This window comes from Clostridium sp. AF29-8BH (assembly GCF_003478145.1).
Classification (GTDB): domain Bacteria; phylum Bacillota; class Clostridia; order Lachnospirales; family Lachnospiraceae; genus Otoolea; species Otoolea fessa.
The window spans coordinates 65,227-76,282 of sequence record NZ_QUEL01000013.1; the positions used below are offsets into that span (position 1 = coordinate 65,227).

Annotated in this window: 8 protein-coding genes, 1 pseudogene and 1 riboswitch; all 9 genes and pseudogenes read right to left on the minus strand. The window is 51.8% G+C overall.

The window, feature by feature from the left end:
- Nucleotides 1–69 precede the first annotated feature (69 nt).
- The 9 genes and pseudogenes from DWZ16_RS09315 to DWZ16_RS16825 all read right to left on the minus strand — a co-directional run bounded on the left by DWZ16_RS09315 (nt 70) and on the right by DWZ16_RS16825 (nt 10,152).
- On the minus strand, nt 70–3,297 hold the full coding sequence (locus tag DWZ16_RS09315; protein WP_118522659.1) for an SNF2 helicase associated domain-containing protein: 3,228 nt from the start codon (nt 3,295–3,297) through the stop codon (nt 70–72).
- Between the two features lie 22 nt (nt 3,298–3,319).
- A pseudogene (gene argS / locus DWZ16_RS09320) lies at nt 3,320–5,088 on the minus strand (arginine--tRNA ligase).
- 32 nt (nt 5,089–5,120) lie between these two features.
- Nucleotides 5,121–5,885, minus strand: a complete 765-nt coding sequence (locus tag DWZ16_RS09325; RefSeq protein ID WP_118522660.1) for an N-acetylmuramoyl-L-alanine amidase family protein — start codon at nt 5,883–5,885, stop codon at nt 5,121–5,123.
- Between the two features lie 305 nt (nt 5,886–6,190).
- Complete coding sequence (gene efp, locus DWZ16_RS09330; RefSeq protein WP_022358740.1) at nt 6,191–6,748, minus strand: elongation factor P; 558 nt, start codon at nt 6,746–6,748, stop codon at nt 6,191–6,193.
- 238 nt (nt 6,749–6,986) lie between these two features.
- Nucleotides 6,987–7,502: a YqeG family HAD IIIA-type phosphatase gene (locus DWZ16_RS09335; RefSeq protein WP_107000417.1), complete on the minus strand. Its 516-nt coding sequence runs from the start codon at nt 7,500–7,502 to the stop codon at nt 6,987–6,989.
- A complete protein-coding gene (gene nrdR / locus DWZ16_RS09340) occupies nt 7,502–7,999 on the minus strand; it encodes a transcriptional regulator NrdR (protein ID WP_118522661.1) in 498 nt (165 codons plus the stop codon). Before nrdR ends, DWZ16_RS09335 begins: the two co-directional genes overlap by 1 nt.
- 111 nt (nt 8,000–8,110) lie before the next feature.
- Nucleotides 8,111–8,362 carry a YlmC/YmxH family sporulation protein gene (locus DWZ16_RS09345; protein ID WP_106999996.1) on the minus strand — a complete coding sequence of 84 codons (252 nt, stop codon included), beginning with the start codon at nt 8,360–8,362 and terminating at the stop codon, nt 8,111–8,113.
- An 87-nt stretch (nt 8,363–8,449) separates the two neighbouring features.
- Complete coding sequence (locus tag DWZ16_RS09350; protein ID WP_118522664.1) at nt 8,450–9,373, minus strand: hypothetical protein; 924 nt, start codon at nt 9,371–9,373, stop codon at nt 8,450–8,452.
- A 5-nt stretch (nt 9,374–9,378) separates the two neighbouring features.
- Nucleotides 9,379–10,152 carry a sirohydrochlorin cobaltochelatase gene (locus DWZ16_RS16825; protein WP_412694189.1) on the minus strand — a complete coding sequence of 258 codons (774 nt, stop codon included), beginning with the start codon at nt 10,150–10,152 and terminating at the stop codon, nt 9,379–9,381.
- A 496-nt stretch (nt 10,153–10,648) separates the two neighbouring features.
- Nucleotides 10,649–10,826, minus strand: a riboswitch (cobalamin riboswitch).
- Nucleotides 10,827–11,056 lie beyond the last annotated feature (230 nt).

Sequence of the window (11,056 nt, forward strand, 5' to 3'; positions counted from 1 at the left end):
TATATATGATTTGTATCGTTTCCATTGCTTCACGCTTTTTCCTCCTGCCCGTTATTTCTGCAAATTTTTTTATGGATTCTGTTCAAACAGCTCCATCAGTTCATTCTGGCTCAAATCGCCCAGTGAAACCATTCCCTCTGAAACCACCTGCGCCGCCAGCGCAAGTTTCGCATTCTGCAGCTTCAAAAGATTTTCTTCTATCGTATCCTTTAAGATCAGTTTGTATACCGTGACCGGCTTTTCCTGCCCGATCCGGTACGCGCGGTCGGTCGCCTGGTTCTGCGCTGCCACATTCCACCACGGATCGTAATGAATCACGATATCCGCCGCCGTCAGGTTGAGTCCCGTTCCCCCGGCTTTCAGGGAAATAAGGAACACCGGAACCTCATCCGAGGCAAACGCCTGCACCATCCGGCTGCGTTCTTCCTTCGGGGTCGCGCCGACCAGAAGATGGGACGAAATGCCCTCTTGTAAAAGGCGTTCCCGAATCCGCTCCAGCATCGAGGCAAACTGGGAAAAGAGCAGGATCTTATGTCCCGCCGCAGACGCCGATGCGATCAGCGAAACACAGGTCTCCAGCTTCGCCGATTCCCCCGTATAATCTTCAAAACAGAGTGCCGGATCGCAGCAGATCTGGCGCAGCCGCATGAGCTGGGAAAGCACTTCCAATTTTCCATTACCCGACCACGCGCCGCCAGCCAGCGCCTCTTTCAGTTTCAACGCCGACGCCGTATAAAGCTTCTGCTGCCGCCCCGACGCCGCCGAATAAACGATCCTCTCTTCCTTGGTCGGAAGCTCCCGCAGCACATCCTTTTTCAAGCGGCGCAGGACAAACGGTCCCGTCATCCGCCGCAGTGCCGTCAATGCTTCCGGATCCTGATTTTTCACGATCGGCAGCTCATACCGCTCACGGAACTTCCGGTAACTGTATAAAAATCCCGGCATCAGGAAATCAAAAATGCTCCAAAGCTCGCTGAGCCGGTTTTCCACCGGCGTTCCCGTCAGAGCGAAACGGGCATTCGCCGAAATCTCCTTTACCGCCTTCGCGCCCTGTGTCTTTGCATTTTTAATGACCTGCGCCTCGTCAATAATCTCATATTCAAACGTGCGTCCCAGATACGCCTCCCGATCCCGTTTCAACAGATCATAGGACGTGATGATCACCTGCGCCCCCTCAGACGCCTCCATCCGCATCTGCTCCTCCAGCTGTTCCTGCCGTTCTTTCGCCGTCCCGGCAATCAGAAGCACGCGGATCCCCGGCGAAAACCGGGCAAATTCCTGTCCCCAGTTGTAGACGAGCGACGCCGGGCAGACGATCAAAGACGGAAGAGGTAATTCTGACCCACTGCCTTCATTTCCAGCCGCTTTCTGCTCGGTTTTTTCCTGATAAAATGCTGTCAGAAGCGCAATCACCTGCAGCGTTTTTCCCAGTCCCATATCATCTGCCAGGATCCCGCCGAAATGATACCGCGCCAACGTCCGCATCCACGTATATCCGATCTTCTGATATTCCCGCAGCGTCTTTTCCAGCACCGCCGGAACCGCATAGCTGACACTCTGCGCCGTTTTTAGATCGCGCACCATCATCCCGTAGGCTTCATCCCGCTGAAACAGTTTCATCCTGCCGTCGCCCGAGAGACTGTCCAGATAAAAAGCACGGTAGGCAGGTATCTTCGCCTCCCCCGCCTGAAATTCACTCTTTGTCAGTCCCAGATCCGCAGTCAGGCTGTCAAGCGCCTGCAGACCGCCGCCCGAGAGCTGCAAAAATTCGCCATTTTTCATGCGGTAATATTTCTTTTTTTGGCGGTATTCACTGAGTACCTGCAAAAGCTCCGCCGGGTCGATTCCCGCCGTCTCAATCTTCAGATCCAGCCAGCCGCCTCCAAGAGAAACCCCCATCGACACTTCCGGCGGAGGCAGGACGCGCAGATGGCGGACAGACTCTGACAGCCATACCTCGCCCACCTCCTGAAACTGCGTCATTCCCTCGCTCAGAACCTGGTACAGCGCTTCTTCATCCCCGCGGATCACCAGCTCGCCGCTCTCATCCTCCCAGTAAGAGAAGTACCGCGTGATCAGGCGGCTGATATAAAATTCCGCCGGTACATCCCGGCAGATCTCCCGCGGAACATGCTCGTCCGCCAGCGGCGAAAACGTAAAATCTCCGTAGGAAAGCGTCGGACGCAGACGCAGCTCGTCCGGCGAATCACTGTCAAACTCAAACCGGGCTTTCAACGCCTCTGGGCGGTATTTCTCCCAATCGATCTCCGGGCTCTGCAAGATCCCAAGTGCCTCCATGCCTTCCAGCACACGCGCATAAAAGAGCGGAATATCCCGGCTTCCAACCAGCAGCTCCCGCTTCTCTTTCCGGCTTCCGCACTCTCTTCCGCCCTGTTCCATCTGCTCCAGAAAAACGCCCATCGTTTCTGTATACAGTTCACTGCATCCAAACAGATGCAATCCATCTGCCACATACAGACGCTGTTCTCCCCGGAACGAAGTTAGAGCCGATGGAACCGTAACCGCAATTCCATCGCCCCTTGCTTCCACCTCCACCGGGAAACGCGGATCCTTACGCTCAACCCGGCACACACGTTCAGCACCTTTCTCGTCCTCCGTCTGGACTTCTTTTCCCTCTAAAAGATCAAACAGCCGATCCCTCGCTGCAGATCCCAGCGTTAACGCCCGCATCACCGGAAGCGGCAGCCCCGCATGACCGCGCATCTCCTCATAATGGCGTATGTAGGCGTCCGCCTCCTCCAGCAGAAGATCTAAAAATGGGCGGCTTTCCGGCGCAAAGGCAGACGGGACGTGTTCAAACGCCATGCCTTTTCCGTATTCCACCCGTTTTCCGCTGTGAACCGCCTGTGCAAATTCCAGCAGGTTTTTCACAATATACCGTTTTTCCCGTCCGATCCGTGCCTCCAAAAGCACTTCGCCGCGCCGGATCTGTAAATAGGGATGCAGATAGACCGGTTCCCGCTCTTCCTCGCCCAGAATCCGCGCTACTTCCCGGTTCGTGTACTCCCGGATCATCATCCGGATCTCCGGCGAAGTCGAAACCGGCGGTGTATGCTCGGCTTTCTGCTGGCGGGCAAACGCCTCCTGAAGCGCTTTTGCATGCACGCAGGGACCCCGGAATGAATTTCCCTCCGCACAAGAACAAGAGTAGTCATAGATCTGACTACCCTTGATAAAAATTCTTGTCTGATATACCTTTGTCTCATCCTCAATCTGTCCCTGTACCCGTACTTCGCCCTTCCAGAAGGTATCTACGGACATTTTTATTATTTTCATGAGGATTCCTCCATATTACAGATTACATGTGTTCCGGCGATTCCATTCCGAGCAGATCCATACAGGTATCCAGCACCCGCTTGGTCAGCGTGATCAGGCTGATAAAGGCTGCCTGCTTCGCTGCGTCCTCCTCGGAGAGGATCTTATTTTCCAGATAGAATGCATTAAACGCATCCGCCACTGCCGCCATGTATTGGCAGAGCTTATGCGGCGCCGTCTCGTAGAATGCAGATTCTGTCACCTCGCCGAAACGGCAGAGCGCCATCTGAAGTGCTTTCTCTGTCTCGCTCTCAGCCGGACGGATCGGAACCACTTTAGCATCCGCACCGCGCAGTTCCTTGTATTTCTCCAGAATGGACTTGATGCGGACGATCATATACTGGATATGTGGACCTGTATTTCCCTCGAAGGAAATAAAGCGGTCTACATCGAAAATGTAATCTTTGGTCGCCTGATTCGAAAGATCGGCATATTTAAGTGCCGCCAGACCGACAATCTCCGCCGTGCGTGTCATCTCGTCCGCCGGAACTTTCTGCTTCTCCTGAATCTTCTCATATACCTTCTCATCGATATTCTTGATCAGGTGCTCCAGACGCATAACACCGCCCTCACGTGTCTTGAACGGACCACCGTCCTTGCCGTTCATCGTACCGAAGCCCAAGAAGATCATCGGCGTATCTTCTTTGACGATGCCCGCTTTCTTCGCCACACGGAATACCTGGATAAAATGAAGCTCCTGGCGCTTGTCTACGACGTAAATGTAGCGGTCCGGATGGAAATCCTGCTCACGTTCGATGATCGTCGCCAGATCGGAAGTCGCATACAGCGCCGCACCGTCGGATTTGCGGACGATACAAGGCGGATATTCCTTCGCATCCCCTTCCTGTGCGATATCGACAACCAGCGCGCCATCGCTCTCATAGGCGAGACCTTTTTTCTGTAAATCCTCGATCAGTCCCGGAATATATGGCTGCGCATCGCTCTCGCCCTTCCAGAGGTCGAACGATACATTTAAATTGCCATAGTTCTTTTTCAGATCCTTCAAGGACACGTTCATGATGTGCTTCCAGATCGCATGGAACGGTGCATAGCCACTCTGCAGTTTGAAGGTTGCCTGCTGTGCCCGCTCACGGAATGCCGCATCTACCTTGGATTTCGCGCTCGCTGCCGGATAGATATCCTCCAGCTCGGAAATCGTAAACGGCGGCTCCGACGGATACTCGCCGGTATAATCCGGGTCAAAATATACCAGATCCGGCTGACGGTCATGCAGCTCCTCGATGATCAGTCCCATCTGCAATCCCCAGTCACCCAAATGCACATCGCTGATGACATGGTGTCCCATATAGCGGCTGATGCGCTTGATACTCTCTCCGATGACCGCGGAACGTAAGTGTCCGACATGCAGTGGTTTTGCTACATTGGCTCCGCCGTAATCAATGATGATCGTCTCCGGCTTCTCAGCTGCGTTGAGTCCCAACTTTTCATCCTCTGCCACCTGCTGTACATAGGATGCCAGGTAGCACGGATTCAGGCGGATATTGATAAACCCAGGCATCACGGCGTTGATCTCAGAAAACATCTTGCTTCCGGCTGTCTTTTCCACCACCTCATTGGCAATATCGATCGGTTTCTTTTTATACGCTTTGGCAGCTGCATCGCGCCGTTACACTGATACTCGCAGAGATCCGGGCGGTTTGATACCGTCACGCGGATATACTTCTCATCGTACCCGCAGCCGGTAAACGCCGGTTTCAGTTCTTCCACGATCAAATCTAAAATCGTTTTCATACTAGATTCCCTTTCATAATTTATATCGTATATTATATATCTTTCCGCATTGCCTTTTTCACATCCTTGCGGAACTGCTTCCAGGCATCCTCATGATCCACGAAATACTTCGGGCACGCCTTTCCAGTCACATCATAATGACGGATCACATCTTTCGGACTTAAATCGAGCTGCTTGCACAGCCATGCAGTCAGTTTTACCAGCGAGTCATACGTCTCGTCTGTAAACTTTCCGTCTGCCGCCGGATGGCAGCACTCAATCGAAACGGTGTCCGCATTCCTCTCATTGGAGGCATATGCCTTCTCCCCGACCGGAACGCACTCGATGATCTCACCGTCCAGACCGATCACGAAATTGCTGCTGACGGAAACAGTGTTACTGCCGCTCTGATCTTTCAATCCCTCAAAATAATCATGGTTCTGCTGTGCCGTCGTCCCAGGATTTGCCACATAGTGAATCACGATCCCGTTGATGACCGGGATATTCGTCCCCGGTCTGGAATATCGGTTGACCGTGAGAAGCTGCTCATCAACCCAGTTTGGCATCTCGATCGTGGACGGATCGATCAGCTTGCGGATCATTTTCCCGCGCAGCGTCCAGCCTGTTCCCGCACCCAGGAGGAAAATAAGCAGACACAAAAACAGCCGCATCATCACACGGCGCTTCTTCTGCTGCCTCGTCCGCTCCCGGCGGATTGCCGTCTGCCTGCCGGATGTACGCCTCTTCCTGCCACCAGATCTGCGCCCCGGCTCATCCTCTTCCCCCAGACGCAGACGGTCTTCTCTTCCGTTCTCCATATTTATCACTCCCCATGAGCACCGTTCGCTCCGAACCCGCTCTCTGAGATGAACCAACGGACGCGTCATAGACGCCTCCCCGATATGTTAAGCAAAAAAACTGTTGTAAAATCTCGACGTTTCCTCCGGATCTTACAACAGTTTCTCTGCTTGCTACTGTTCATGCGCTGCATAACCAGCAAAGGAAAATGCCTGCCACAAACAGTAATCTCTGTTTCCAGTCAGAAACCTGTCAGTGACACGACTGCCTCCCCACAAGGGTACAAACGGTATCGTGAAGACCTTTCTGACGTATATGTTATAACTTAGACTCTGGACAGATATTCACCAGTACGTGTATCGATCTTGATCTTATCGCCCTGGTTTACGAATAACGGTACATATACAGTAGCGCCAGTCTCTACAACTGCCGGTTTGGTAGCGCCTGTAGCGGTATCACCCTTGAAGCCCGGCTCTGTATCTGTGATCTCAAGCTCTACGAACAGCGGCGGTTCTACGGAGAATACCTTGCCGTTGTAAGAACAGATCTTGCACATCTCGTTCTCTTTTACGAACTTGAGTGCGTCGCCGATTGTCTCCTGGTTTAAAGCTACCTGCTCATATGTGTTTACATCCATGAAGTTGTATAAGTCGCCATCGGAATACAGATACTGCATATCAACTCTGTCGATTCTGGCAGACGGGAACTTCTCGGTCGGACGGAAGGTTTTCTCTACAACGCCGCCATTCATTACGTTCTTAATTTTAGTACGAACGAACGCAGCTCCCTTTCCCGGTTTTACGTGCTGAAATTCCATGATCTGGTATACGTTGCCATCAATCTCCAGTGTGATGCCGTTTCTAAAATCGCCCGCTGATATCATAAATGATGCTCCTCCTTGAAAATACTCGCTTTATCTTTTTTATTTTATACTATAAAATCCTCTTTTTCAACTACTTTTTTGAAAACACAGGGCACATCATGTCAATTCCGCCCCTTATTTTTCTAAAATTGCCGATATTTTTTCTGAAAACAACTGATTTTCCACCGTTTCCGGCACTCCTGTCAGCATCCAGTTCTGCCGCCTGGCAAGCTCTTTCAAACCGTTCAAAAACACCCAGCTACAAACTTCCGCTATTTTTTTCCTGTCTTCTCACATAGAACCACAGGACAATTTTCTCCAGATACCGCTTTAACACGATCTGGATCTCTTCCTTCGGATTGATCGGCTTTACAAGAATCGAATAGATGCCTGTCCGCCTCGCCCCGTACACATCCGTAAAGAGCTGATCCCCGACAAACATCGTCGAGCGCTCGCCCGTTCCCATCCGGCGCATCGCCTGCCTGTATCCGCTGCGCTTCGGTTTTCTGCCCTTGTAAATATAATCCGAACCTACCTGTCCGGCAAACGGGGCGACCCGCGCCTCCTTATTATTCGAGAGCAGACAGGTGTGGAACCCGATCGCCCGCAAACGTTCAAACAGCTGTACTGCCCGCTCGTCCGCCGGGGCACCGTGCGGCACCAGCGTATTGTCAATATCAAATATGATACCCCGCATTCCCTTCTGGTAAAACTGCTCATACGGGATATCATACGCAGAATCCAGCCATTCATCCGGATAAAACGCATTTCCCATCATCTGGTCTCTTCCCCGTTCTTTCCAGGCTCATACGACGGCACATTCCGCTGCTGTATCTTCTGCAGTTCCTCCATAAATGTATCGACGTCTTTAAACTCCCGGTATACCGATGCAAACCGCACATAGGTAACCACATCCAGATCCTTTAACCGCTCCATCACAAGTTCCCCGATCACCGCGGTCGAGATCTCCCGTTCTTCCCGGTTAAATAAATTGTTTTCCACATCGTCGATCAACGCCGAAATCTGTCCCGGAGAGACTGGGCGCTTGTGGCAGGAATGCAGGATTCCTGCCTCTATCTTCGCCCGGTCGTACATCTCCCGGGTATTATCCTTTTTGACAACCATCAGAGGGATTGTCTCAAGTTTTTCATATGTGGTAAAACGCTTTCCACAAGTCTCGCACTGTCTCCGGCGTCTGATAGAACTGTTGTCATCCGCAGGCCGTGAATCGATTACTTTCGTGTCAGCCGCGTTGCAAAATGGACACTTCAATCGCTCTTCCCCTTTTCTGGTTTTATTGATATGCCCCCGCCAAGTTTTCATAACATATCATACTTATTATAATATCGCAGGAAGTGCGCTTCTGCAAGCAGAAGTTTTCCGCTATTCCTTCTTTTCTCTCTCTTCTTTCAGCCTCACCAGAATAATGTCATCCCCTATCTGGCAGATGTCGCAGAATGGAATTATGTACTCTTTTTCCCGCCCCAGAAAGCCCCAGACACAGCCCGGTCCCGGCACGATGATCGCAAGCATTTTTCCCGTGCTGATGTCAAAATCGACGTCGCCCACAAAACCAAGGCGCTTGCAATCTTTTACATTTATAACTTCCCGCTGTTTGAGTTCACAGATACGCATAGACATAAACCTCCCGGATCCTTCTGTAATCAAAATATGTACAAAAGGACCGGGAGGTTCTTCCTGGACAGGTATTTCTATCTACTTTTATTTCGTAACTTCTGATAACGTCACGCTGTCAAAATGCAGCGTATAATCAATCAGATGCGGCTGGCTCATCGCCACCGTCAAGGCACTGACCGCTACATCCTCATCCAGCGTTACCGGAATCTGGAACTCGGAATTGCCCTCGGTCTGGATCGGATCATACTGCACGTCATCCACCAGCATATACTCATAGTTCGTGCTGCTCCAGACAATATCGGCAGTCACCTTTCCATCCTTGACGATAATAGTCGCCGGGCTGTCCACCGATGCTCTGCCGGAACCTCCCTGCAGGGTTACCTCACAGGTATAAGTGCCGTCTGCCACATCTGCAGTCTGACCTGCCGGTTTCTGGGCATCTGCCGCATCATCGCTATTCTCCGTCTCGGATGATGCCGCTTCCGCGTCCTCTGCCTCTCCGGAAACCGGGTTTTCTACCCTTACTTTGTGGTCGTACCAGGTGCCCTTCTTTCCAATCAGAGCCAGGTCAAATTCTTCTCCGAGCGCCGGAACCGGCACATCGAAGCCGTTGACCTCCTCGCTCAGACCGTCGCTGTAAGTAATCGTGTCTACGGTTGGCTGCAGCCAACCGGCTTCATCTTCCTTTGCCTCGTCCGCAGTACCCAGATACAGGTTCACGATGTTTTTCGAGGTCAGGCTGATATGAAGTGTCGCCTCGCCATCCTTGACCGTCAGGACACCTTTTCCATTTTTCGATTCATTGACCTTGAACATACTGCTGTCCGTCTTAAAATCGACGGTGTAGACGCCGTCTGCAAGGTCAATGCTGCTCTTTTGATCGGCATTCTCGGTTTCTGCGCTCTCTGTCTGCGCCACGGTGTCAGCTGCGTCCTGTTTCTGTCCTCCGCACGCTCCGAGAAAAGCGGCAGCAAGCAGAAGCGCCGCTAAATTCAATTTCTTTTTCATATACATTATTTCGCAATAGAATCAATGGCTGTCCGTGTATGAGCAACATAGAATGATTCTACCGCTTTAATTCTGCCCAGACCGGAAATCTGAGTATCTACCTTGTCAAATGCACCTGATGCCTCAAACTGGCTCTTCCAGGAATCATCATCATCGCCTGCCATATCGTTGTTTGCGTGATCACCTGCAACTACCATCAGCGGACGAAGAACGACGTTCTTATAACCAGCTGCCTTCACTGCCTCGATAACAGACTCACAGGAAGTCTCTTCCGGCTCGCCCTCTACGGTACCGATAAATACGTTGCTATATCCAAGATTCTGCATCTGGGTCTGCATCTGGCTGTAGGTTACCTTTGCAACGTGTGCGGTACCATGACCCATCAGAACGAATGCGGTTCCCTGATCGGCTGCGTCAGCTGCATCTTTAAAACCAGCTTCCGAAGCTTCTTCTGCTACAACTGCTTTTGCAACTGCCTCTTTATCTGCATTGATAACGGTTGCATCGTCGCCAACCTCACCTAACAGCGGCTCTGCGACAGCTACCTGCTCGAATTTATCCTGATACTTCTCGATCGCCTCAACCATCTCGTCGTACTCAGCACCGTGCATGAGGTGGGTCGGCTGGACAACCAGCTCTTTAACTCCGTTCTCCACGGCTCGCTCCAGTGCCTGATCCATATTGTCGATGCACTCGCCGTCACGAGCCTCAACGTGGTTGATAATGATCTGTGCGGTAAATGCACGGCGGACTGCCCAATCCGGGAATGCCTCCTGGATGGAATCTCGATACTCTTGATATCTTTCACACGGCTGTCGTTGAAGGAAGTACCAAAGCTGACTACCAGGATCTCCTTGTCGCCAATCTCATCCTGATTGCGCGGATCGTCCAGGCTCGCGTCGCCGGTATCACGACCAAAATAATCTGGATCTGCGTTCTCGCCTTCTACCAGCTCCTTCTGCTCGTCAGTCAGGGCATCCCATGCCTCTTTGGCTGCCTTGCACTGCTCATCCGTGTCATCGGTGCGCTCCTGTACATAGATGTCATCGATCAGCTTTGCCACCTTATCTGCTGCTTCCTGATCGGAATCGGCGCTCTCAGCTGCCTCGGTCTCTGCCTCAGAAGCCACCTCCGTCGAGGTTGCCTGGCTGGATGTACTGCCGCCGCAGGCTCCAAGCAATACGGACATCGTAACTGCCGCTGCACTTACAACTACTTTTTTGTTTTTTCTCATGTTTTCCTCCTTGTGTGACTCGCACAAAAATAGTTTTAACCGATATGTTCACGACAGCCGGCAGGTTTCCTGGCTTTCGGGTCATCATGCACGCCGCGCCTTCTCACTTTCGCAATGGCATCTGCGGCGCCACTCTCCGGTTCACAGTGACGAGATCGCACAGGTTTTGCACCTGTTTCCCTTTTACCCCCTGTCCATGCCTGCCAATCCGAGCAATCTGACTGATCTGGCACAAACAGCGGCACCCACTGCCCATATCAGCTTGTTTCATTATAGATGGGGTATGTTTAAAAGTCAATTTATCCCGGAAATTATATTGAAAAAGAATGTGCCTTGGCACATTCTCGCGCCGAGCGCGGTCGCTTGCGACATGTTTCTGCTTCGCGCGAGTGCGCATCATTGGCACGTTAGTGCCTTTTTGTGTAATAGGGAATTCCAAGGAATTTCCT